Genomic DNA, 23,759 nt, shown 5'->3' with positions numbered 1-23,759 from the left:
CCAGGGCGCCATGAGACGCCACTATTCTTGTGGTTTACCTGGCGTCCTTGGCGCGCTTGGCGGTTCAAACGACCCCGCCTTCGGCCAACGCGGCTACGGCTTCGCCTTCTCGTCGAGGAAGCCGGTCACCCACGCGAACGGCGCGTTCCAGTTGATCGTGATCTCGTTCACGCTCCAGGCCTCGATGTTGTCCACGAAGCACCGCTGCGCGACGCACCCCTTGAGGCCGGCGCTCTGGACGTGAGGATCCTGGAGCGAGGAGTTCGGGCCGCCGGAGACGGCGCCGGGCGGCGCCTTCGGGTACTTGCTGTTCGCCTGGTGCGACCAGAACCGATGGTGCGGGTTCTCGAGCGGCTTGTCGCCGTAGCCGGTCACGTACGACTGCCCTAGCGGGTTGCGCCCGAGGAGGTAGTCCATGCCCAGCACCACGCCGTCGAGGTACTTCGGCTGCTTGGTGAAGTCGTGGGCGAGCGCCACCACGAGCATGTTGTTCAGCACGCCCGAGTTCGAGCCCCAGTCGTACTTGCCTTCACGCGTCCGAGCGATGAGCGTCCGGTACCCCTCCTTGTCGGCGATGGCGAGGTACTGGTCGGCCGCCTTCGCGATGCGGCCGCGGATCTCCTTCTGCCACGCCGCGTCCACGTGGCCGGGCACGATCGCCATCGAGATCTGGCCGAGCCCGTCCGTGACCCGCCAGTTCATCGACGCCGCGCCCCCTTCGATCTCCGTCGGGAACCGGGCGTTGAGCGGCGAGGCCTGCAGGAACTGCTTGTACTCCGGCTTCCCCGTCGTGACGAACAGCTCCGCCGCGGCCCAGTAGAACTCGTCCTTGGCGTCGGTGTCGTCGTAGGGCCCGCCGCCCTTGTCGCCGCCGGGCGGCGCGTAGAGGGCCGGGTTCTGCTTCGCCGCCGCCCAGGCGCGCTCGGCGGCCTTCAGGCACTTGGCCGAGAACGCCGCGTCCACCGTCTTCCAGATGCGCGCGCACTGCGCCCCCGTGGCCGCGACGTTGAGCGTCGCCGCGGTGCTCGGCTTGTGGAGGAAGCGCGCGAGCTTGTCCTCGTGCGGCGCGAGGCCGAGGCCCGTCCACGACTCGTCGTGCATCTTGTGGTGGACCATGCCGGCGAGCGGCTTGCCTTCCGGCACCTGCATGCCCATCAGGAACTCGAGCTCCCAGCGCGCCTCGTCGAGGATGTCGGGCACGCCGTTCTTGCCCTCGGGGATGTTGAGCTTGCCGTCCGCGAAGTCGGCGCTCGAGGCGCCGACGTGCTTCGTGCGCTCGTACCAGTTGAGCAGCGTCCACACCGAGATGCCGCCGTTGACCACGTACTTGCCGTGGTCGCCGGCGTCGTACCAGCCGCGGGACGCGTCGAGCGCATAGTCGCAGCCGCTGTCCTTCAGGCAGCGCGTGCTCTTGTCGTGGAGGTGCCCCGCCGGGCGCGCCAGCTCGGGTTTGCCGGCGAACGGCATCTTGATCTCGATGCCGCTCCGGTTGTGGTAGAAATACGCGAGCGCGTCGTACTTGAGCTTCTGGTAAAGGCCCGTTCCAATGTCGAACGGGAAGCTCTTCTCCTCCCCCACCTTGAGCACGTAGCCCTGGCCAGGCGCCTTGAAGGCCGTGAAGTCGACGAGGTGGACGTGATCGCCGGAGGCGCCGTCCTTCCCGAAGACCTTGGTCTGGCCGCGGGCGACCGACTTGCCGGAGGCGTCGAGCAGCTCCCAGGCGACCGGCGCGGTCGCGGCGCTGTTCACGCTGGCGATCTTGATGGCGCCGGGCAGATACCCGACCTGGTTCACGGCGACCTTCGGCGCCGCCGCCTCGGTCACGGGCGCGGCGGCCTCGAACTGCGGGTCGTCCAGGCGGATGTCGTCGATGCAGACCTCGAACGGCTCCTTGGCCGACGCCATGGCGCCGCCGATGTGGAACGCGAGCTCCGCCGTGGCGTCATCGGCCTTCCCCATCGTGAACTTGCCGGAGAAGGTCTTGGGCTCGGTCCCGAGGATCACGGTGTCCGACCAGTACTCCTCGTAAGGCGGCCCCGACATGCCGACCTTCGGGCGCGCCTTCGTGGGCGAGGAAGCCCAGGCCTTGTACTGAAGGGTGTAGCTGTGCCCCTTCTGGATCACCATCTCCCGGTGGCGGAACTGGGCGTCCCAGTTGTTTGACCCCTTGTTCGTCACCGTGACGCAATAGGCCCCCTTCTTCACCTCGGCGCTGCCAGCGCCAGGCGCGGTGAACGAGGTGGTCCAGGGCAGGCTCTTGTTGTCGTCGAAGTTGGATGCCTTGAGCAGGTTGGTCTGCGCGGGCCCTTCGCCCCCCGCCGCGCTCGCGTCAGCGCCCGCGCCGGGGCTCGCGCCGGCAGGAGCGGCCCCCGCTCCGGGGCCCTGCGTGACCACGCATCCAGCGCTCAGCCCGAGCGCGAGCGCGAGCACGGAAACCCGCCCCGCTCGGCGGAGGATCGACTGCTTGAGAAAAAGGTCGTTCATAAGTCCTCGGTTCACGGCTGGGAGCAATCGGCGCATAGAAAGCGGCGATTCCGTCCGTCTTGTCAAGCGCAATCCTTACGGACGCGCGGGTTCGAGCCGTCGCGGCGGCCGTCCCGTCGACCTTCGCCAGCCAGCGACGCGCGACCAGCCATCACCCGCCATCCCGCGCGCCGCTGCGGCGCGACCCTGCGTCGCGCAGCGATCCCGCGTGATCTGCGGCGCGCGGAAGGCCCAGCAAGTTCGCGCTGGTACCCGTCGCGAGGCCGCACTAACCTCCGCCGCACCTCGCGCCGTACCAGGATGGCGATCGAGCACCCCACCAGGAGACGACATGGCAAAGCACAGCTTCTCAGTCCCCTTCAACGGTCCCTCTCAAGACATCGTCGCGAAGGCCAAGGCGGCGATCGAGAAGGCCGGCGGCAAGTTCACGGGCAACGAGGGCAAGGGCGACTTCTCGGTGCCGACGCCGGCGGGGACCGTGAAGGGGACGTATGCCGTCTCGGCTCAGAGCTTCTCCGTGGACATCACGGACAAGCCCTTCATCGTGCCCGGCAGCGCGATCGAGTCCCAGGTGCGCAAGTTCCTCGAGACGGCCTGAGCCCTCTCGGAGCGCACGCCGGCGAGCGCGCCCGCCCCGGATTTTGCGTCTTTGCGTTTTCGCGTCTTTGCGTTGAAATCCGCCCCGTGACCGCCGCGTTCAAGGCGGCGGCGCCTGGCCCGTCAGACGCCGTCGCCGGCGAGGTGGACCTTGAGAACGCTCTCTTCCGCCGGCACGCCGAGCCGAAGGGGGAACCCGTAGTGTCCTGTCCCGCGGTGCACGTAGAGCCGATCGGGGCCGCGGGCCCACAGGCCATGATCGGGCATCTTCACGAAGAGCTGGAGGGCGGTCCAGGAGCCTCCGAGGCTGACCAGGCCGAGCTGCCCGCCGTGGGTGTGGCCCGAGAGCACGAGATCACCCTCCCCCTCGCCGAGGTGGCGGAACGCGCCCGGATCGTGGAGCAGGACGAGCCGTAGCGCGCCCTTGATGCGCGGGTGACGGGCGCAGACGGCCGCCATGCGCTCGGCGCGATCGCGGTAATGGAAGTCCATCCCGAGGACCTGGACCGGCCCGGCGGCGGTCTCGACGAGCGCCGCGTCGTCCACGAGCAGGCGCGCCCCTGCGCGCTCCAGCGCGGTCGCTACGTGGCGGGGCGACTCGTGATCATGGTTGCCGTGGCACGCGAACACACGCCCCTCCAGGGCGCGGAGCGGGGACAGGGCCTCGGCGAGGTGATCCGCGGTGTCCTGCGATTCCATCGTCAGGTAATCGCCGGTGAGCACGACGAGATCGGGATCGCGCTCCACCGCGCGCTCGCAGATGCCGCGGAGCCGAGCGACCGACATGAACGGACCGAGGTGCGGATCGGTGATCTGGACGATGCGGAGGGCCCGGCGCGCGCCGGGCGCCCCCTCGCGCGGGAGCGGGTGGCGGCGCAGCCCGTCGACGGGGGCGCGGTCGACGACGAGCTCGATCTCCTCGCGGCGGGCGGTGAGCGACTGGAGGATACCGACGACGGCGAGCGCGAAGGGCACCCAGAGGCCGTACGGCGTGGCCCCGAGCCCGCTCGCGATGGCCCACGGGAACGACAGGAAGATCGCCGCCACGAAGTAGGACGCGGGGATGCTCACGAGCGCGCGGTAGGCGAGCGGCCGCATCCGGGGGCGCGAGAGCAGGAGGAAATGCAGGTACACCGCGCCCTGGAGGTAGGCGAACCCCGGCGCGAGCGGGCCGACATGGCGGAAGAGCGCGCACGAGATCAGGGTGTGGATGCCGAGCAGCACGCCGACGAAACGCGCGTAGAGCCCGCCCCGGCGGCGCCTCGCCGCTGCCACGACGACGAGCCAGGCCAGGGCGGAGGCCGCCCAGAACAGGACGATGGGGGACACGAACTTCAATCGACGGCTCCAGGCGATCCAGGCGCACAGGACCACCGTGGTCTGCTCTGCCTGGACGGACGCGGAGTGTCCCGCGTCCAGCGCGTCCGCGCCAGGCGCCACCGGAGGCCGACCGCCTGGCGTGTGACGCGCGTGCGCCCGCGCCGCCCGGCGGCGTTGCGGCACAGGCACCTCGCTGGTAGGGAGGCGCGATGCTCCTCTTCGTGAGCCACGCGCTGCGCGCGCTGGATCCCGGCGATCAGGGCGGCGATCCTGACAGGGCCACACGAGGATTGGCACGTTCGATGACAGGCTGAAGCCTCTTCACGTCCATGGCTCCTTCCGGTGCTCCGGGAGGGCATCGCCACGAGGGTCGCCCCGATGATCCCCTACACCAGGCGCACTTGGCTTCAGATGCTCGTCTCGCCGCGGGGCTCCCTGTCGCCGGGCGTGATGCGTCGCGTGCTGGCCTTCGGGGTCATCGCCGCCGCGCTCTGGCTCGCGCACAGGCACATCCCCCGCGTGTCGCTCTCGATCGGCATTCACGAGGTCGCCGGCGCGGTGATCGCGCTCATCCTCGCGTTCCGGACGAACACCGCCTATAACCGCTTCTGGGAGGGTCGCACCCTCTGGGGCTCGATCGTGAACGCGAGCCGCAACATCACGCGCATCGTGAACGCGCACGCCGCGGTGGACCCGGGCGCGGCGCGCGAGGTCGCCGTCTGGGTGGTGGTGTTCGTCCACGCCGCGCGGCGCTCGCTGCGCGGGCAGGCCGAGCGCCCGGAGATCGAACGGCTGCTCCCGGCGGAGCAGATCGAGGCCCTCGCGGCGCACCCTCACCCGCCGCTCCGCGCGGCGCAGCAGGTCTCCGAGCGCCTCGCGGCCTTCGTCCGGGCGGGGAGCCTCGAGCGCAACATGGCGGTGTGCGCCGAGGAGCAGCTGAGCGTCCTGGTCAACTGCCTGGGGGGCTGCGAGCGCATCCTCAAGACCCCCACGCCGCTCGGCTACATCCTGCTCCTCCAGCGGGGCGTGGCGCTCTACCTGGCCACGCTGCCCCTCGCCCTCGTCGAGGCGCTCGGGGTGCTGACGCCCGTCGTGACGATGATGGTGGCGTATCCCGTCCTGATGATCGAGGCGCTCGGCGGGGAGCTCGACGACCCGTTCGGCCACGAGCCGAACGACCTGCCCCTCACGCGCATCTGCGACACCATCGAGCGCGACCTCCTGGGGTCGTCGCCGCTCAATCTGGTGATGGCGTCGAAGGCCGAGAGCTACCAGGACTGAGCGCGGCGCGCCGATGGCGGCGCCTTGCTCGCCTCTTCCCGGGGAGGGCGGTGGAAGGCGCTCTGCACCTCGGCCGCCATGGCGCCGCCGCGCGCTCCTGGCAATTGGCTGGACACCATCGTAGATCTGCGGCGCTCGCGGGCGTGGCCCCGCGTCGCTGAGGCCTGGACGCACCCATGACCGATCGCTACGCCATCATCGGCAATCCCATCTCCCAGACCAAGTCGCCGGCGCTGCAGACCGCCTTTGCCAGGCAGTGCGGGCAGGACATGGTGTACGGCGCGATCCTCGGCGAGCTGGATGGCTTCGCCGCCGCCGTGCGCGAGTTCCAGAAGAGCGGCGGCAAGGGCATGAACATCACCATGCCCTTCAAGCTCGAGGCCTTTGCGCTGGCCGACGAGCTGACGCCGCGCGGCCGAGCCGCCGGGGCGATCAACATGTTCACCTTGCGCGCCGACGGCACCGTCCTCGGCGACAACACCGACGGCTTCGGCATCGTGCGCGACATCACCCATAACCTCGGCCGCCGCCTCGAGGGCGCGCGCGTGCTGCTCCTCGGCGCGGGCGGCGCGGTGCGCGGCACGTTGTTGCCGCTCTTCGATGAGCAGCCGGCCGAGATCTTCGTCGCCAACCGCACCGCCAGCAAGGCCGTGGAGCTCGCCGCCGAGTTCGGCCCGCATGCCGGCGCCGTCCGGCTCGCCGGCGGCGGCTTCGCCGACATCGCCGGGCGCTTCGACGTGATCATCAACGGCTCCGCCTCCTCCATGACCAACGAGGTGCCGCCCCTGCCCGCCGGCGTGTGGAGCGAGGGCTCGCTGGCCTACGACATGGCCTACAAGAAGGAACCGACCGCCTTCGTGCAGGCCGCGCGCGCGGCCGGCGTGGGTCAGACAGCCGACGGCCTCGGCATGGTGGTCGAGCAGGGCGCCGAGTGCTTCACCCTGTGGCGCGGCCTGCGGCCCGACACCGCGCCCGTCATCGCTGCGCTGCGGGCAGCCTGAGCGACGCGCCCGGCATGGATGAGCGATGAGCGAGCCCCTCGAGCTCAACCAAGGACGGCGATCTCCCGCAGTTGTGGCTTGACGTCTCCGAACCATTTGGGTTCCCTGTGCCCCGTGAACATGGGTGCGCCGCGATGACGGTGAAGGAGAATGGCTTCGAGGTCGTCTTCGGCCGTCCGGCGAAGGTCCTGGCCGAGGCGCCGGGGCGCGTGAACCTGATCGGCGAACACACCGATTACAGCGGCGGCTACGTGCTGCCGACGGCGATCCCGCAGAAGACGCGCGTCGAGCTCGCGCCCCGGGAAGACAGGCTCATCCAGGTCGCGACGGCGAACGTGGACGGCGGCGCCCGGCTCTCGTTCCGCGCCGGCGAGGAGGCGCGCCGCGGACTGTGGCTCGACTACGTGCAGGGCATCACCGCGGTCCTCCGCAGCCGTGGCGCATCGATCCCCGGCTTCGACGCGAGGATCAAGTCGACAGTACCGCTCGGAAGCGGCCTGTCATCGAGCGCCTCGCTGCTCGTGGCGCTCGCCCGCGCCCTGCGGTCGATGCTCGGCCTGTCCATCGACGACGTGGAGATCGCCCGCATCGCGCACGCCGCGGAGCACGACTTCGTGGGCGCGCCGGTCGGGACGATGGATCAGATGGCCGCGAGCCTCGCCGACGAGAGCACGGCGCTCTTCATCGACACGAGGACGCTCGCGTTCGAGCGCATCCCGCTGCCCGCGGAGGCCGAGCTGCTCGTCGTCGACTCCGGGGTGGCTCACCAGCACGCGAGCGGCGACTACAAGACGCGGCGCGCGGAGTGCGAGCGGGCGGCCGCGGCGCTCGGCGTCCCGGAGCTCCGGGACGTCGACGCGACCGTGGAGCCGCGCATCGCGTCGCTGCCGGCGCCGCTCGACCGGCGCGCGCGCCACGTCGTGACCGAGAACGCCCGGGTGCTCGCCGCCGTGGCCGCGCTCCGCGCCGGGGATCTGGGCCGCCTGGGCGAGCTCTTCGACGCGTCCCACCGGTCGATGCGCGACGATTTCGAGGTGTCCGTGCCGGCGGTCGACGATCTGGTGGAGAGCGCTCGGGCGCAGCCGGACGTCTTCGGCGCCCGGCTGACCGGCGGCGGCTTCGGCGGCGCGATCGTGGCCCTGGTGAAGCGCGGGCGCGCGGCGAGCGTGGGGCGGGCCGTCGTGGAGGCCTACGCGCGCACGCCGGGCCGCCGGGCGACGGTGCTTGTAGGCGGGCCCGTCCCCTAGCAGCGAAGCTCGGCGTCGGCGTGATCGCCAGGCTCGCCCGCCACGGGAACGGGCCGCCGCGGGGAGGCAGGGCCCATCAACCAGGGTACCAGGTGACGCGCGGGTCATCGGGCGCGCGCACGTGGTCGAAGGCGGCGTCCGTGAGCCGCGCCAAATCGTACTGCGGCCGCCAGCCGAGCAGAAACTTCGCCTTCGAGTTGTCCAGCCAAGTCGAATGGAACGGCGTCTTCACCCTCACGCTCGGCAGGCCCCGCGTCGCCTCCAGGTAACGCGCCAGCTCCCCGTAGTCCACCGGCTCGTCCATGCAGATGTTGAAGGTCTGCTGGCGAGCCTTCTCATGATTGATGGCCTTCTGGATCGCGGTGACCAGATCGTCCACATGCACGAAGTTACGCTTCACCGGCTCGCCGCGGCGGTCGAGCATCACCGGCACGGCGCCCGAGCGGACGTACCCCTCTGCCGCCTCGGCGCCGACCAGATCGCGCCACCTCGGCCCTCCGAACACGTCGTCACCGAAGGATAGCTGCGCCTTGAAGTCGTCTTTCTCCATGATCCACGGCGCGCGCAGGCAGCATCCGTTGAGCTCATATTGAATATAGTACTGCTCGAGCATGACCTCCTCGAGCACCTTGGACAGCGCGTAACAGCCCGGGTAGGCGCTGTGCCGCTGCGCCTCCGTGACGGGGACGGGGTGCGGATAAAAGAAGTGGCCCATCCCGGCGTCGCCCCCGACCAGGATGAATTGCTCGAACGCAGGGCTGGCGCGGCAGGCCTCCAGCAGCCAGAACATGCCTTTGACGGCCACGTCCATGATGCTCTCGGGGGTCTCCTTGCTGGTCGCCAGGTGCAGCACGTGGCTCACCCCCTCCATCGCCTCGTTGACGACGGTCCTGTCCTCGATGGCCCCACGCAGCACCTCGACGCGCGCCGACCGCTCCAGCATGCGGTTGTGGCACAGCGCACGGACCTTCCACCCCTCGAACGCGGGGTTCGACAGGAACCTGCGGATGAATGCCTGGCCGACCTTGCCCGCCGCCCCGGTGACCAGAATTCGCTTGGTCTCGTTCATTCTATCGCTCCTCGCTCTCCACATTCATCAATGACGACCGTACTCCCCCCCCCTGGCTGCGGGGGCCGAGCGGATCAGTACCTGCTGCATGACGATGAAGACGAGCAGCAGCAGCCCGATGCTGATGTGGTGCCAGGGCGACGGCAGCCGTCCATCCAGGTTGATCACCGCCCGCACGATGCCCGTGATCATCACGCCCATCACGGTGCCGACGACGCTGCCAGCCCCCCCGGTCAGCAGCGTTCCGCCGATCACCACCGAGGCGATGGCCTCGAGCTCCAGGCCGGCGCCGATGTTCGGCTTTCCGGCGCTGTCGATCAGCGCCGTCGTGACCCCGCCGAGGCCCGCGCACAAGCCGCACAACGCGTACAGACCCACCGTCGTGGCGCCCAGCGGCACCCCCATGAGCAGCGCCGCCTGCCTGTCCCCGCCGATGGCCAGGACGTTCCGGCCGAAGCTCGTGCTACGGCCGAGGATCACGCCGAGCACGAGGACGACCAGGAACAAGAGCGCCGTCGCCGGGACCCAGGTTCGGTCCAGGCCCGGGATCGTCAGCGCGAAGCCGAGCTCATCGACGATCCAGTCCAGCACAGGGTGATCGATGCCGATCGGCTGCATGCTGACGAGGAACGCCGCGCCGCGGGCGAAGAACATGCCCGCGAGCGTCACCAGGAACGGGGGCAGAGAGAAACGATGGATCAGGTGCCCCGTCATGGCGCCGAACGCGACCGACACCGCGAGGCCGATACAGAACGCCAGCAGCGGGTGGCAACCACCGGCCACCAGCGTACCGACGAGCACGGTCGTGAGCGCGACGACGGAGCCGACCGAGAGGTCGATCCCCCCCGACAGGATGACGAAGGTCATGCCCACCGCGCAGAGGCCCATCGCCGCGTTCCCCTTGATCAGGTCGACAAGGAAACGCAGGCTACGCGCCGTGTCGTAACAGACCAGCACCCCCGAGTAGAGCGCGATCAGGAGGACCGCGGTCACCATGAGCGGCAGATCCCGCCGATCCCAGCTGAGCATCGCTACTGCCACCGCTTGAGCCCGAGCAGCTCGACGAGCCGCCGGCGCGACTCCTCCGAAACCAGCAGACAGCTGAGCAGCATCACGCCGGCCTTGGGCATCGGCTCGATCTCCGAGGGGACATGCTGGATGTACATCGTGGTGGAGAGCGTTTGGATCAACAACGCTCCTATCAGGGTGCCCCCCAGATAGAAGCGCCCGCCGGTGAGCGCCGTACCGCCGATCACCGCGGCGAAAATGGCGTCCAGCTCCCGCAGGCGCCCCACGCGATCGGGGTCGGCCGTGGAGATGTACGAGGCGGCCACGAGCCCGGCGATGCCGGCGCACAGGCCCGAAAAGCCGTACAACCAGAGCTTGATGCGGCGGTCGCCGACGCCTGCGAGCCGGCTCGCCCGCTCGTTGTCGCCGATCGCTTCCATGAACAGACCGAGCGCCGTCCTCCGGCAGAGCAGCGCGGCGACGACGAACACGGCGGCCACAAGCACCATGGAGAAGGGCAAGCCACCGACGTGACCGTTGCCGATGAACGCAAACGTCGCATCCGTGTGCGTCACGGGCTCGGCGCGGGTGATGAGCATGGCGACGCCGCGGACACCGACCATGCTGATCAAGGTCACGATGATGGGCTGGATGTTCAGCGCCGTCACCAGCGCGCCGTTGAACAGACCGACGCCGCCGGCGACGGCGAGGGACAAGAACGCAGCCAGGAGCGGCCCGCAGTGAGCCTCCTTCATCAGGATCACGCAGGTGGCCCCGGACAGCGCCATGACCGAGCCGACCGACAGGTCGATGCCCCTGACGGCGATCACCAGGGTCAGGCCGATCGCGAGGAGCATCACCTCCGAGCCCTGGTTGAGCAGGTTGATGGGCGTCCCGTAATAAGCCCCGTCGCGCTCGACGATGGAGAAGAAATTCTTGGACAGGACGGAATTGAACAGAAGGAGCGCCAGGAGGCCGAGCAAAGGCCAGGCCTCGCGGCGCCCGCGCATGAGCAGCAGAGCGCCCGCGCACCCGATGAAGAGGAGGATCCCGATGCCCGTGGGGGTGGCGTTCGTGCGCGCCGCTTCCGTGATCTTCTCAAGCATCGGGCGGCGTCTCCTTCTGATGGGCGATAGCCTGGATGATGGACGAAGGCGTCACGGAGTCTCCCGCGAGCTCGCCCTGCTGCTTGCGGTCTCTCAAGACCACCACCCTGGAGCAGTTGCGCGCGATCTCCTCGAGCTCCGACGAGATCAAGACCGTGGCGACCCCCTTCTCGCTGAGCGACCTCACCAGCGCCTCGATCTCCAGCTTGGCGCCGATGTCCACGCCGCGCGTGGGCTCGTCGAGCAGCATGATCCGTGGCTGCATGGCCATCCAGCGCGCGAGCAGCACCTTCTGCTGATTGCCGCCCGACAGCAGCTTGACGGGCGTCTCGGGGGACGGCGTCTTGATGCTCAGGGCCTTGATGTAGTGCTGGACCAGACGATCCCGCTCGTGGCGCGGGAGCACCCGCAGCGCCCCCTGGGAGGCCTGCAAGGCGAGCACGAGGTTCTCTCGCACGGAGAGGTTCGGGATGATGCCATCCACCTTGCGGTCTTCCGGGCAGTACGCGAGGCCGGCCCGGATCGCGTGCCGTGGCGTCTTGATCTCGGTCGCACGTCCGTTCACCGCGAGCTCACCGCGATCGGCGGGCTCGATCCCGAAGAGCATCCTGGCGGTCTCGCTCCGGCCAGAGCCGAGCAGCCCCGCCAGCCCCACCACCTCGCCGGGCCGCAGCGCGAGCTCGATCGGCCCGATGACCCCCGTTCTCTCGAGGCCGCGCGCGGCGAGCGCCGGCTCCGCGGCGCTCGCCGCCCCTCCCGGACCGGCGGAGCCGCCTGGCGCGGCGCTGCCTTTCGCGCCGAGCTCGACGCCCAGCATCGCCTGAACGAGCTCCAGGCGAGGCAGCGCGCTGCTCGCGTACTGCCCGACCAAGCAGCCATTCCTGAGCACCGTGATCGTATCGCTGACCGCGTAGACTTGATCCAGGAAGTGAGTCACGAAGAGGATCGCCAACCCCTGGGCCTTCAGCCTCTGCATCACGTCGAAGAGCCGCAGCGTCTCCGCTTCATCCAGGCTGGAGGTGGGTTCATCCAGGATCAGGATCCGCGCGTCCACGGCGAGCGCGCGGGCGATCGCGACCATCTGCTGCAGCGCGGTGGGCAGCGCCGCCACCGATCGCGACACGTCGAGGTCCAGCGAGAGGCGCGCGAGGGCCTGACGAGCCTTCGCGCGGACAGCGCGCCCGTCGATCAGGCCGAAGCGCCGAGGCTGCCGGCCCAGCATGATGTTGTCCGCGATCGAAAGGTGCGGGATCAGGCTGATTTCCTGGTGCACCGCGCTGATCCCCAGCGATTCCGCGTGGCGGGGAGAGGTCGGCCGGATCACCGCACCGCCGAGGCGCAAGGTCCCGGCGTCGGGAGGATAGACGCCGGTGAGCAGCTTGATCAGCGTCGACTTGCCGGCTCCGTTCTCCCCCATCAACGCCTGGATCTCGCCGGCGCGCGCTTCGACGTGCACGTCGTGCAGCGCGCGAACGCCGGGGAAGGACTTGCTGAGGCCCTCGACAGAGAGCAAGGCCTTCCCTCAGTAGGGCCGCGAGCCGATGGCCGTCGCTGCCTGCTCGCGTTCGAAGATCTGGCCAGGGACGATCGTGCGCTTCGGCACCTTCTCACCACGCACGATCTTGTCGATCGTGTCGAAGAGCAGGGGGCCGTGCATGGGGTTGCACTCGACCGTCGCGTTCAGCTTCCCCTCCATCATGGCCTCGAACGCCGGCTTCACGGCGTCGATCGATATCACCAGGATGTCCTGCCCGGGCTTCAACCCTGCCGCCTGGATCGCCTGAATCGCCCCGAGCGCCATGTCGTCGTTGTGAGCGTAGACGGCGTTGATCTCGCCCTTGTGGGCCGAGAGCAGCGTCTCCATCACCGTTTTTCCCTTGGTGCGCGTGAAGTCACCGCTCTGGCTCGCGATGATCTTCATGTCCGGATGCTTCGCGATGGCCTCGGCGAAGCCGGTCTTGCGCATCACCGCCACGTCCGCCGCCGGCGTGCCCACGAGCTCGATGATCCGCGCCTTGCCGTTCGTCTGCTTTGCGAGCCACTCCCCTGCCCGGCGCCCCTCCCAGACGAAATCCGCGACCATCACCGTCTCGTACAGATCTTCCTCCGCGTCCACGCCCCGGCTCGTGAGCACCACCGGGATCCCGGCGCGCTTGGCCTCCTTCAATGTGGGCTTCCAGCCCACGGATTCTTGCGGCGCAATGACGATGACGTCGACGCCCTTGGTGATGAACCCGTTGACGGCGTTGACCTGGTTGTTGTGCACGTTCTGACCGTCTGCGAAGAGGAGCTGCACGTGGCGCTTCTCCGCCTCCGCCTGGATCGACTTGCTGTGCGCGATCCTCCAGGAGCTCTCGGCGCCCGTCTGCGAGAAGCCGACAACGATCTCGGTCAGCTTCTTCGGCTTCCGCCCCGCGGTATCGGCGCCAGGCGCCGGCGTCTGGGCGGCGCGCGCGGCGTCGCTCTCCTCGCGGGAGCAGCCGGCGACGACGGACGCCGAGCCCAGGATGGCCAGGAACATCCTCCGTGACACGTGGTTTTGTGGGTTCATGCTCTTCAACATAGATCACGCCGCCCCCGGTTGTCATCCGGCAGCGTCGCCAGCACCGCCGGATCTTTGAAGGAATCATCTCCGGTGAACAGCACTCGAGATTTCACGACAGCCGCCGAACAAGCGCGGGATGCGGTGTTCTCTGGTGGAGCCCCCTCGGCCAGATGCCAATCCCCATCGTTCGGCGATCGCTTCCGCGACGACCGAGCGAACGGAGCTGGTGCAAAAATCGATCAGACGAAGAATGCCTCGGTACGCGTGGTGACCCGAGCAAGGCGTAGCAACAAGGATACCCCTGGGCGGTAATGTGAACGATCACATGGGCAGCGTCAATTCCAATCGACCGGTCCGCAAGGTTCCCGAGCCCGAGGGAGCACGAGGCTGGCGGGGCTCCTCCGGAGCGCCGCGGCAAGAGGCGCGGGCGCCTTGCCGCGATCATCGCCGACGGCGGCCCGATGCCCGCCCCCGTTGACGCGGCGCTCCGGAGGAGACCTGTCTGCCATGGGGGCACAAGGACGGTCGCTGGCGGTCGTTTCGAGTTGACATCGGTTATGTGAACGTTCACACGTCGTCTTCGGGGCCCCGCCTCGACCCGTTCTGCCAGGAGCCGGATGGCCGACCGCCACGCCATCATCGGCAATCCCATCTCCCAGACCAAGTCGCCGACGCTGCACGCCGCTGCTGCCTGGGAAGCAGCAGATCAGCAACTCCGCTGCTCAAGGCGCAAGACGGTCATGGAGTGATCGGTCATCTGGACCGAGAAGGGTTCAGCCGAGATCCGGAGTTCCGCAAGCCGTGGCAGCAGAAGTAGTTTCTGCGGGGTCTACAGCGGGGAGCAGGTCCCCGGCGTGGCGACATCACCCACAACCTCGGCGGCGATCCCGAGGGCGCGCGCCTGCTGCTCCTCGGCGCGCTCCGGCGCGCCTTGGCACAGAACGCACCACGTGTAGCCACGTAAGTACATGAAATCACGTGGTTCTGACCCGGTACGCGCCGTGCATCGCAGCCTCCCCGGCCGCGTCCGACGTCGGCGCGTGACGACCCTGGCGGCCGAGGAGATCCCGATGCACACCCGTTTTCGCTTCGCTTTCATGGTGGGAGGCCTTCTCGCGCTGGGAGCGTGCTCGGGCGGATCGAGCTCAGCAGAGGGCGGTGACGGGGAGATCCCGGGGAGGGGCGCCGGCGCTGACCCCGATACGAGCTTCGGCTCAGGCCCTGCGGTCGGCTCAGCCGCTTCGGGAGGTGTGTCGGATGGAAGCGGGCCTCCGAGCGAAGGCTCCCCCGGTGGAAGCCTGGGCACAGGAGGCGGCGGAGGCGCAGGCGGCGGAGGCGGCGCAGGCGGCGGAGCCAGCATCGATCCTGGCACGCTCACCGCGGGCGTCTGGGACGACAATCGCAACTTCGACTTCTTCCTCTCTTACCGGAGCACGCTCTATTCGCAGCAGCTCCCGGGCGTCTTGCCCTTCACCGAGGCCGACCACCAGGCCGCGCACAGCCTCTTCGCGGCGCCTCCAGGAAAAAAGGAGACGCTCGACGTCTCGCTCATCATCGACACCACCGGCAGCATGGGCGACGAGATCACGTATCTACAGACGGAGTTCATCGCGCTTTCCGACTCCATCTTCGCCAGGTACCCGAACGCCCAGCAGCGCTGGTCGCTCGTCCTGTACAGAGACACCGAGGACGACTACATCGTCCGTTGGTTCGACTTCCGCACCGATCCCGACGAGTTCCAGGAGAAGCTCGCCGAGCAGGCAGCCGACGGCGGCGGCGACTTCCCGGAGGCGCCGGACATGGCGCTCTCCAAGACGGCCGACCTCTCCTGGCGCACGGGCGACGACACCGCGCGCCTCGCCTTCTGGGTCGCGGACGCGCCCCATCACGGGGACAACGCCGCGGCGATGGCAGGCGGGATACGAGCCCTGAAGGACCTTGGGGTGGCTGTCTATCCCGTCGCGTCGAGCGGCGTGGATGAGCTCACCGAGCTCAGCATGCGCTCTGCCGCACAGCTGACGGGCGGCCGATACCTCTTCCTGACGGACGACTCCGGGGTTGGCGGGGCGCACAAGGAGCCGACGATCCCCTGCTATTTCGTCACCAAGCTCGATCGCGCGATCCTGCGCATGGTCGACATCGCGCTCTCCGGCGTCTACCGCGAGCCGGAGCCGTCCGAGATCCTCCGCACCGGCGGTGATCCCCAGGACGGCGCGTGCCAGCTCGCGTCAGGCGGCGAGGTGCTCGTGTTCTGATCGGACCGCCGCTCGTCGCCCGCGCTGGTAGAGCGCAGGGCGGGCGACGAGCGGCGCGCCCCGGGTGTCGATCGTCGCGCTGCTCGCCGCGCTCACTCCGCGCAGCGCGTCACGTCGCTCGTGTCGGCCTGGAAGCAGGTGACTTCCTCGCCGCCCCCTTCTTCACCGCAGTCCCGATAATAGTCCGCCACATAGCCGTAGCGATCATCGAAGAGAACGCTGTCGAGCTCGCAGTCATCGCTCTCGCGCGCGGCTCGGTCGAACAGGGCTTCTACCGGATCCGCTTGTTCGGGCGCCTCAGCGAACGTCCAATCGCCGCGCGGAGTGTCGATCCCGCTGTGGGCGGTGGCGACGACGGTATCGCCGGAGACCGCGGCGAGCGTACACCCACCGTCGAAGCCCGTGCCGCAGATCGAGATGACATACTCCGCCGGGCGGTCGGAACGCCACTTCTCGCGGTTTGCGTCGAAATCAGGGCCGCTGCAGCCAGCGAGCAGCCAACACCCCACCGCCATCAAACCCCATGTTTTCATGCCGACGAAGCTCAGCAACTCACATGCCAGCTCACATGCCAGCGCGAAATGCGAGTGGGAGTGGCCGGCGACGAGGGCGCCATGCATGACACTCCGGTCATGGCCGCTGGCCACCGTGCAGGGCCTGCCGTCCCGGAGGTTGGGTGTCCTTCCCCCCTCAAGCGATGATCAGATCGACGGCCCATGGCCGTTCCGCTCACGCCTGCAGCACGCGCAGCGACCCCCGCACCACCCCGTAGCTCCCCTCGGCCCGCAGCCCGCGCGCGACCTCGGCCGGCGCCACCTCCCCGGCGAGCAGCCGCCGGTATGCCTCCACCACCCGCCGCGCCCCCTCGGCGTCCTCCCGCACCAGCTCGATCCGGAACCGCCGCACGCCGCAGCTCGCGAGCCTCGGCACGAGGTGCGCCGCGCTCTGCGGCGCCGCGTGGAACACCGTGTTCCGACACCCCACGTCCGCCTCGAGCGGGTGATCCATGCCCGCCCGGTCCCGCAGCGACAGCGCGTGCTGCTCGCACGGGCGGCCGCAGGTGAGGTGATCCTTGCCCTCGGACAGCGTCGCCGCGATCACGCAGTGCTCCATGTGGAAGAGCGGCATCGGGTGGTGCACCACCACCTCGGCGAACGGCCCGAACGGCGAGTCCAGCAGCGACTCGAGCTGGGCGGCGTCGAGGTCGAACGACGGCGTGAACGCGGCGAGCCCCCGCGAGAGCACCTCGCGCGCGGCCAGCTTGTTCGTGACGTTCAGCGAGAAATCGCCGATCCGGGGCACGCCCGGCGTGGCGTCGAGCAGCGCGCCGAGGCTGCGGACCAGGATCGCCGCCGGCCCGAGCGAGAGCAGGTACCGGTCGATCTTCTCCTCGCCCGGCTTGCGGATCCGCGGCGGCGCCACCCCGACGGAGGCCCCGGCCGCCATCAGCTCGCGCGCTGCGGCGCCGAGGCCGACCATCTCCAGGAAATCGAGGTAGACGCCGCTCGCGCCGGCGTCGAGCGCCGCCCGCGCCTGCGCCACGTTGCGGCACAGCACGAAGAGGCCCGGCGCCGGCGGCGGCGCGTCCGGCGGAGCGACCCCGGCGACGAGCCCCTCGGCCGAGAGCGGCGCCGACGGATGGGGGCGGTGCGACGCCTCGATCAGCGCCGCGACGAGCGCCCGGCGCGCGCGGTTGAGCGCCGACGGCGGCACGAGCGCAGGCCCGTCGAGCGACAGTTCGACGCCGCGCAGGGCGAACGGCGTGTCGCCCAGCCGATCCAGCTGCTTCCGCAGCGTGGCCTCGTCGAGCGGCGATCGATCGGCGCGGCCGAGCGGGGCGTCGACCTCGACCGAGGCCGACGCCCCGCCCTCCGTCGCCGCCGAGAGCCGCGGGCGCTCGCCGAGGCGGCCCTCGAGGCGGACGTCGATCGCCACCCGGCGCGGGGCGCGGTCGAGCGCCTCGCGGACCGCGCGCGTGGCGACGGGGTCGCTCGTGCGAAAGACCCGGCGCCCGCGCAGCCCCCGCGCGCCGCTCAGCACGTCCTCCGGCAGCCGCCGGTCCGGGCCGAGCCACACCTCGACGTCGCCCCCCGCCGGCGCGCGCTCGACCTCGCGGCCAGCGACCCACAGGCCCCAGATGCGGCCGCCGATCTCGCCCTCGCCGGCGAACCCGCCCTCCACGAGGATCCCCTCGCCGCGCGCGAGCGGCCGGGCGGCGCGGACGACCACGACCTCGTGGCCGCGCCGGCGCGCGGCGCCGCGCGCCTCGCCGACCTCGATGCCGCGGTGATCGCAGGTGCGGCCGTCGACCAGGCGCTGGTGGTCGACGCCGCGCAGGAAGCCGGGGCCCGAGCCCCGCGAGAACGCCTGGAGCGCCGCCTCCCGGTCCGTGGCCCCGGGGCCCGCCCCCTCGCCCAGCGCCGCGTCGATCGCGGCGCGGTAGAGCCGCGCGGTCGCGCCGACGTACTCCGGGCCCTTGAGGCGCCCCTCGATCTTCACCGAGGCGACGCCCAGCGAGATGAGGTCGGGGATGACGTCGGTGGCGTCGAGGTCCTCCGGCGACAGGAGGTAGGCCGCGTCGCCGAGGTCGCGCAGCGCGCCGTCGACGACGAGGCGGTACGGCAGGCGGCAGGCCTGGGCGCAGGCGCCGCGGTTGGCGCTGCGGCCGCCGATGGCCTCGCTCGTCAGGCACTGCCCCGAGTAGGCGATGCAGAGCGCGCCGTGGACGAACACCTCGAGCTCGACGTCGGTCGCCCGGCGGATGGCGGCGATGTCGTCGAGCGAGAGCTCCCGGGCGAGGATGACGCGCGCGGCGCCGAGCGATCGCGCGAGCTCGACGCCGGCCGCGTCGGTGCAGGTCATCTGCGTGGAGGCGTGGATCGGGAGCCCGGGCGCGAGCGCCCGCGCGAGGCGCATCACCCCGAGGTCCTGGACGATGACCGCGTCGACGCCGGCCGCGGCGCACGCCTCGATCGCGCCGCGGACCGCCGGGAGCTCGTCGTCGAACACCAGCGTGTTCAGGGTGACGTAGCCCTTCACGCCGTGGGCGTGGAGGAAGCGCACCGCCTCCTCGAGCTCCGCCGCGTCGAAGTTCGCGGCCCGCGCGCGGGCGTTGAAGGGCGACGCCGCGCCGCCGCCCGCGGCTCCCCCCCGGAGGCCGAAGTAGACGGCATCGGCCCCGCCGCGCACGGCGGCTTCCATGGCGGCGCGATCACCGGCGGGAGCGAGGACCTCAGGGCGCGCGGGCCGCGACATGCGGGCGGTTCTAGCAAGGGGTGGCGCGGTTGTCGCTCTCTACCTGGCGCGGGCTCGCCCTCCCGAAGAGCCTGCCGGACGGCGCGCCTTGACCTCGCTTCGCGACGTGAGGCACGATCGTGCAGCGGCCCACCCGGCCGAGGTGCCGTCGGGTCGCCGGCCGGCGCAGCGAGGCCTCGATGGCAGGGTCGGATGAGCGGAGCGGCCACGTCAGCCATTAACGACCAGCGCGGAGCCCGGGAGCCGAACGTCGGAGAGGCGCTCGCATTCTCCGCCGGCTCGCGCGCGTCGACGGCGCGTGCCGCAGGGGGATGTCGATGAACAGACACGGATTTCGCTTCGGGCGCGCGCTCTCGAGGGGCGCGCTCTGGCTGCCTGCCGCGCTCCTCTCGGCGGCGTCTGCGTGCGGCGGCGACGACGACGCCCCGGCGCCGCGCTGCGAGGCTCCCTACTCGGTCTGCGGCGGGGCCTGCGTGGCGCTGCACGCCGATCCGGAGCACTGCGGCGCGTGCGGCCAGCAATGTCCGGCCGGGGAGGCGTGCTTGCAGGGCGCCTGCGAGCCGCTGGGGACCGGCGGTGAGGGTGGCGGCGGCGGTGGCGGCGGGGGTGACGGCGGTGGCGGTGACGGAGGCGGGCCATCGGAGTGCCGCGAGGGCCGCTACGTGAAGCGCTGCGGCGACGAGTGCGTCGACACGCGCACCGACCCGGACCATTGCGGCAAGTGCGGCGCGCCGTGCCCGCCTGGCCGCGCGTGCTCCGGATCCGTCTGCCGGCAGACCTGCCTCCCGGGCCTCACCGACTGCGCCGGCAGCTGCGTGGACCTCGCCGCAGATCCGCAGCACTGCGGCCGGTGCGATCGCGCCTGCGACCCCGGGCGCCCCTGCGAGGGCGGCACCTGCGCGTGCAGCGCGGAGCCCTCCCAGGACATCGGCTCCGCCGTCCCGCAGCGGGTGAGCGGCACGACGATCGGCGCCGACGACGGCCGCTGGCTGACCTGCTCGGAGCCTGGCGCGGTCGATCAGGCGTTCCTGTTCACGGCGCCTCACGCGGGGACATACCTGTTCGACACCTTCGAGGCCTCGTACGACACGGCGCTCGGCGCGCTGCGGGCGGACACGTGCGAGGAGCTGGCCTGCAACGACAACGCGGGGAGCGTCCAGTCGCAGATCTCCGTCGATCTCGCCGAGGGCGAGCGCATCCTCGTGGTGGTGAGCGGCGCGCGCGGCGCGCAGGGCGACTTCACGCTCCGCGTGGCCGAGCCCGGGCCGGTCCAGTGCGCGCCGACCGCCCTCGATCCCGTCGTCCCGCAGACGGTGACGGGCACGACTGTCTTGCGCGAGGACACGGTGTCCGCCGACTGCGACATCAGCGCGACCCCGGACGCCACGTACACGTTCACGGCCCCGTCGGACGGCACGTACGTGTTCAGCGGGCGCGCCCCGTCGGACCTGATCGTCGAGGTCCGCGACGGCGGCACGTGCACGGGCCGCTCGCTCTACTGCCGCTACGGCGCCGGCGAGTCGAACGCGTTCGCGACGCTCGAGGCCGGTCAGACGGTGCTCGTCGCGGTGGCGGATCCGGCCGGCCCGCTGGCGAGCTTCACGCTGGAGATCGTCGAGGCCCCTCCGTGCCCGGGCGTCCAGATCGGCGCGACCCTGCCGCAGACGGTGACCGGGAACAACGAGCACCTCCGCAACCTGATCTCGGCCTGCGCGACCTTCTCGACCGGGGGCGAGGCGACCTACGGCTTCACCGCGCCGCGCGAGGGCATCTACACGTTCGACGCGACCGGCTCGAGCTTCCCCGTCCTCATGGAGGCGCGCCACGCCTCGTGCGCCGGCGATCTCATCGCGTGCGTCGACGGCCTGTTCGAGCCGGCGCTCATCACGCTCTCGCTCGCGGCCGGCGAGACGGTCATCCTCGTGGTGGACACCGCTGGCCCGACGGGCGACTACCGGCTCGAGGTCGACGAGGTGCGGTGCCCGCTCATCGATCTCGGCTCGACGGTGCCGCAGACGGTCACGGGCACGACCGCGGATCTCGCCGATCACCTCGCGCCGGACTGCGCCTCTCGCGGGGCCCCCGAGGCGACCTATCGCTTCACCGCCCCGGCCGACGCGCTCTACATCTTCGACACGGACGGCTCGGCGCTCGATACGGTCCTGGAGGTGCTGGACGGCTCGTGCTCTGGCCCCTCGCTCAGGTGCAATGACAACGTGGACCCGGCGGGGGTCGTCACCCACTCGCGGGCGAGCCTGTTCCTCTCCGCCGGCCAGACGGTGATCGTCTCCGTGGACAGCGCGTCGACGAGCGGCGATTACACGCTCAACATCACCCAGCGGGAGGCGCCGCAGTGCCCTCTCTTCGCGCTCGACGCCGTGGTCCCGCAGTCGGTCACGGGCAGCACCGAGGGGTATCCCGATCTCCTGGCGCCCTCCTGCGCCTCGGTGCCCGGCGGCGAGGCGACGTACAGCTTCACCGCGCCTGCAGATGGCTTCTACCGCATGAACACCGTGGGTTCCACGATCGATACGATCCTGTCCGTGCGCGACGGCGGGTGCGAAGGCGACGAGATGGCCTGCGTCAACGATAGCAGGGACTCGAGCAAGCTCGTGTGGCTCGACGCCGGCCAGACCGCCCTGATCAGCGTCGACAGCCACGGCGCGGAGGGCGACTACATGCTCAACGTGGACCTGTTCGACGGCACCGGCACGTGCGATAAGCCCATCGAGCTCGCGCCCCTCGCCTCCCAGACCGCGACGGGGACGACCAAGGGGAGCCTCGCCAAGGTGGACGCGAGCTGCGGCGGCATCGACGCGCCTGAGGTGGCCTACCTGTTCACCGCGCCGGAGGCGGGGACGTACACGATCGATACGGTCGGCTCCGACTACGACACCGTGCTCGCCGTCTTCGACGGGGACTGTTATGGCGAGGAGATCGCGTGCAGCGACGACGTGCTCGGGGAGGACCTGCACCTGTTCACGTCGGAGGTCACGGTGTCGCTCGACGCAGGGCAGAGCATCGTCATCGTGGTCGACGGCGCGATCGATGAATCCGGCGTTTACGAGCTCAACATCCACCCCTGACCGCGCACCGTCGAGCAGCGTCGCGAGTCTCCTCGTGAGAGGGAGGCTCCGCCGGACGAGCTGCTGTTCAGGAGCAACGTTCCGCAGGAGCGCTGCTGGTTCCGGCGTCCCTTGAGCCCCGCCGGGGGCTGGAGCCGATAAACGGATGGGGCGACGCATCGCACGCGGGTATCCGTCCTCGATCTCGGCGCCTTCCCGACACGCGTGGAGCGCCTGGCATCCTCGGTGCAGGTCAACTACCTTGGGGCCATGATCAGCGGCGTGGTGGAGCCGGTCCGGCTCGGGGAGACGGCGCTTCCAGACGGCCGGCGGCTGGGCTGGGCGGAGTGGGGACCGGAGGGCGGCATCCCCGTGCTGCTCTGCCCTGGCGGCGCCACGAGCCGGTCGATGGGGTTCGGGGGCGATGTCGTCGACGGGCTCGGCGTGCGGCTGATCTCCGTGGATCGCCCGGGGCTCGGGGCGTCGGACCAGGCCCCGGGCCGCACGCTCGGCGACTGGGCGCAGGACATACGGCGCTTCCTCGAGGCGCGGCAGCTGTCCGGCGTGGCGGCCGTCGGGTTCTCGGCGGGCGCGCCGTTCGCCCTGGCCTGCGCGGCGGCCAGCGTCGTGGCTGGCGTGGCCGTTGTCGCGGGGACCGATGAGCTGGCGAATCCGGTGTTCGCCGATGCGCTGGCGCCCGACGTGCGGCGGCTCGTGGAGCTGGTGGCGACCGACCCTGCGCGCGCGGAGGCGTTCTTCGGCGGGTTCAGCGCCGAGGCGATGTGGAGCTTCGTCCTCTCGACGCTCGCGGACGTCGACCGCGCGGTGTACACCGCCCCGGTGTTCGAGCGCGCTTACCGGCGCGCGATGGATGAGGCGTTCTCTCAGGGGCCGGCCGGCTACGCGCGCGACACGGTGCTGACGATGAGCCCGTGGCCGTTCGATCCGGGGAGCATCCGCGCGCCGGTCGACCTGTGGTACGGCGCGCGGGACACGAGCACGGTGCACTCACCGGACTTCGGGGCGTCGCTCGCCGGGCGGCTGCGCGCGGCAGAGAGGCGCGTGCTCCCGGAGGCGGGAGGCTCGCTGCTGTGGACGCATACAGAGGAGATCCTGCGCTCGCTGCTCGGGCGCACGCGCGGGCGGTGAGCCCCACGCGGGATGCCCTTGGGGAGGAGGGCTACTTTGGCCGAAGGTGGGGTCTTTTGAACCGCCAAGCCGCCACGGACGCCAATAGAGTCACGAAATCTTGGCGCTATATGGCGACTTCGCGGTTCCATCATTTGACCCGGCTGGTTCGCCCGATGGGTGAAGCGGGGACGACCCCGCGCTGCCCGGCCGCGGCCACGGGGAACATCCTGCGCGCGCCGCTGTCCCGCCGGTCCATGCCTCGTCCGGTGGCCCGGTTCTTCCTCCTCGCGTACGCCATCAAGATCTCCTCGAGGGGCGTCCGCCTTCATGAGATCCAGGAGCGCGGGCCAGAACGCAGCCTCCGCGTCGATGCCGGCGTCTCCTATCGCCGCGCT

The 23,759-nt window shown here is 70.5% G+C and carries 18 protein-coding genes; 8 read left to right on the top strand and 10 right to left on the bottom strand.

Annotation, left to right across the window (positions count from 1 at the left end; translation table 11 throughout):
- Positions 1–93: 93 nt before the first annotated feature.
- Entirely contained in the window at positions 94–2,484 is a 2,391-nt protein-coding gene (locus WMF39_RS11980; RefSeq protein WP_437745663.1) for a glycoside hydrolase family 9 protein, read from the bottom strand.
- A 331-nt stretch (positions 2,485–2,815) separates the two neighbouring features.
- Between WMF39_RS11980 and WMF39_RS11975 the strand changes: the two genes are divergently transcribed.
- Positions 2,816–3,082: a hypothetical protein gene (locus tag WMF39_RS11975; protein WP_012234867.1), complete on the top strand. Its 267-nt coding sequence runs from the start codon at positions 2,816–2,818 to the stop codon at positions 3,080–3,082.
- Positions 3,083–3,204: 122 nt separating this feature from the next.
- Here WMF39_RS11975 and WMF39_RS11970 read toward each other — a convergent pair whose 3' ends face one another.
- The gene (locus WMF39_RS11970; RefSeq protein ID WP_437745662.1) at positions 3,205–4,521 is read right to left on the bottom strand and encodes a metallophosphoesterase; all 1,317 of its coding nucleotides are present in this window, start codon (positions 4,519–4,521) and stop codon (positions 3,205–3,207) included.
- Positions 4,522–4,779: 258 nt separating this feature from the next.
- Here WMF39_RS11970 and WMF39_RS11965 point away from each other — a divergent pair, with 258 nt between their 5' ends.
- From WMF39_RS11965 to galK, 3 genes are all read left to right on the top strand, one after another.
- Entirely contained in the window at positions 4,780–5,682 is a 903-nt protein-coding gene (locus WMF39_RS11965) for a bestrophin family protein (protein ID WP_437745661.1), read from the top strand.
- A 176-nt stretch (positions 5,683–5,858) separates the two neighbouring features.
- A complete protein-coding gene (aroE, locus tag WMF39_RS11960; RefSeq protein WP_437745660.1) occupies positions 5,859–6,683 on the top strand; it encodes a shikimate dehydrogenase in 825 nt (274 codons plus the stop codon).
- 134 nt (positions 6,684–6,817) lie between these two features.
- On the top strand, positions 6,818–7,930 hold the full coding sequence (galK, locus tag WMF39_RS11955) for a galactokinase (protein ID WP_437745659.1): 1,113 nt from the start codon (positions 6,818–6,820) through the stop codon (positions 7,928–7,930).
- Positions 7,931–8,006: 76 nt separating this feature from the next.
- On the opposite strand, the gene WMF39_RS11950 is transcribed toward galK, so the two are convergent.
- The 5 genes from WMF39_RS11950 to WMF39_RS11930 are packed head-to-tail and all read right to left on the bottom strand — an operon-like array spanning position 8,007 to position 13,664.
- Positions 8,007–8,999 (bottom strand): NAD-dependent epimerase/dehydratase family protein, encoded by a 993-nt coding sequence (locus WMF39_RS11950; RefSeq protein ID WP_437745658.1) that lies wholly within the window; start codon positions 8,997–8,999, stop codon positions 8,007–8,009.
- A gap of 27 nt (positions 9,000–9,026) precedes the next feature.
- Positions 9,027–10,028, bottom strand: a complete 1,002-nt coding sequence (locus WMF39_RS11945; RefSeq protein WP_437745657.1) for an ABC transporter permease subunit — start codon at positions 10,026–10,028, stop codon at positions 9,027–9,029.
- Positions 10,029–10,030: 2 nt separating this feature from the next.
- A complete protein-coding gene (locus WMF39_RS11940) occupies positions 10,031–11,113 on the bottom strand; it encodes an ABC transporter permease (RefSeq protein ID WP_437745656.1) in 1,083 nt (360 codons plus the stop codon).
- A complete protein-coding gene (locus tag WMF39_RS11935; RefSeq protein WP_437745655.1) occupies positions 11,106–12,626 on the bottom strand; it encodes a sugar ABC transporter ATP-binding protein in 1,521 nt (506 codons plus the stop codon). The genes WMF39_RS11940 and WMF39_RS11935 overlap by 8 nt, the downstream gene beginning before the upstream one ends.
- A 9-nt stretch (positions 12,627–12,635) precedes the next feature.
- On the bottom strand, positions 12,636–13,664 hold the full coding sequence (locus WMF39_RS11930) for an ABC transporter substrate-binding protein (protein ID WP_437745654.1): 1,029 nt from the start codon (positions 13,662–13,664) through the stop codon (positions 12,636–12,638).
- Positions 13,665–14,275: 611 nt separating this feature from the next.
- Between WMF39_RS11930 and WMF39_RS11925 the strand changes: the two genes are divergently transcribed.
- Positions 14,276–14,407: a hypothetical protein gene (locus WMF39_RS11925; RefSeq protein ID WP_437745653.1), complete on the top strand. Its 132-nt coding sequence runs from the start codon at positions 14,276–14,278 to the stop codon at positions 14,405–14,407.
- An 80-nt stretch (positions 14,408–14,487) separates the two neighbouring features.
- Here the strand turns inward: WMF39_RS11925 and WMF39_RS11920 are convergent, their stop codons facing one another.
- Positions 14,488–14,628, bottom strand: coding sequence for a hypothetical protein (locus tag WMF39_RS11920; protein WP_437745652.1), 141 nt, complete (start codon positions 14,626–14,628; stop codon positions 14,488–14,490).
- A 280-nt stretch (positions 14,629–14,908) separates the two neighbouring features.
- Here WMF39_RS11920 and WMF39_RS11915 point away from each other — a divergent pair, with 280 nt between their 5' ends.
- Positions 14,909–15,913 carry a vWA domain-containing protein gene (locus WMF39_RS11915; RefSeq protein ID WP_437745651.1) on the top strand — a complete coding sequence of 335 codons (1,005 nt, stop codon included), beginning with the start codon at positions 14,909–14,911 and terminating at the stop codon, positions 15,911–15,913.
- A gap of 92 nt (positions 15,914–16,005) precedes the next feature.
- Here the strand turns inward: WMF39_RS11915 and WMF39_RS11910 are convergent, their stop codons facing one another.
- Entirely contained in the window at positions 16,006–16,533 is a 528-nt protein-coding gene (locus tag WMF39_RS11910) for a hypothetical protein (RefSeq protein ID WP_437745650.1), read from the bottom strand.
- Positions 16,534–16,642: 109 nt separating this feature from the next.
- Positions 16,643–19,168, bottom strand: coding sequence for a DUF3656 domain-containing U32 family peptidase (locus WMF39_RS11905; protein ID WP_437745649.1), 2,526 nt, complete (start codon positions 19,166–19,168; stop codon positions 16,643–16,645).
- A 317-nt stretch (positions 19,169–19,485) separates the two neighbouring features.
- On the opposite strand from WMF39_RS11905, the gene WMF39_RS11900 reads away from it, so the two are divergent.
- Both WMF39_RS11900 and WMF39_RS11895 read left to right on the top strand, forming a co-directional pair.
- A complete protein-coding gene (locus WMF39_RS11900) occupies positions 19,486–22,254 on the top strand; it encodes an MXAN_6577-like cysteine-rich protein (protein ID WP_437745648.1) in 2,769 nt (922 codons plus the stop codon).
- Positions 22,255–22,503: 249 nt separating this feature from the next.
- The gene (locus WMF39_RS11895) at positions 22,504–23,382 is read left to right on the top strand and encodes an alpha/beta fold hydrolase (RefSeq protein WP_437747967.1); all 879 of its coding nucleotides are present in this window, start codon (positions 22,504–22,506) and stop codon (positions 23,380–23,382) included.
- Positions 23,383–23,759 lie beyond the last annotated feature (377 nt).

It is taken from the genome of Sorangium sp. So ce1504 (assembly GCF_051521635.1).
In the GTDB taxonomy this organism is placed as follows: domain Bacteria; phylum Myxococcota_A; class Polyangia; order Polyangiales; family Polyangiaceae; genus Sorangium; species Sorangium cellulosum_B.
Note: the sequence above shows the minus strand (reverse complement) of the source record. Positions and strands in the feature narration are given on the sequence as shown.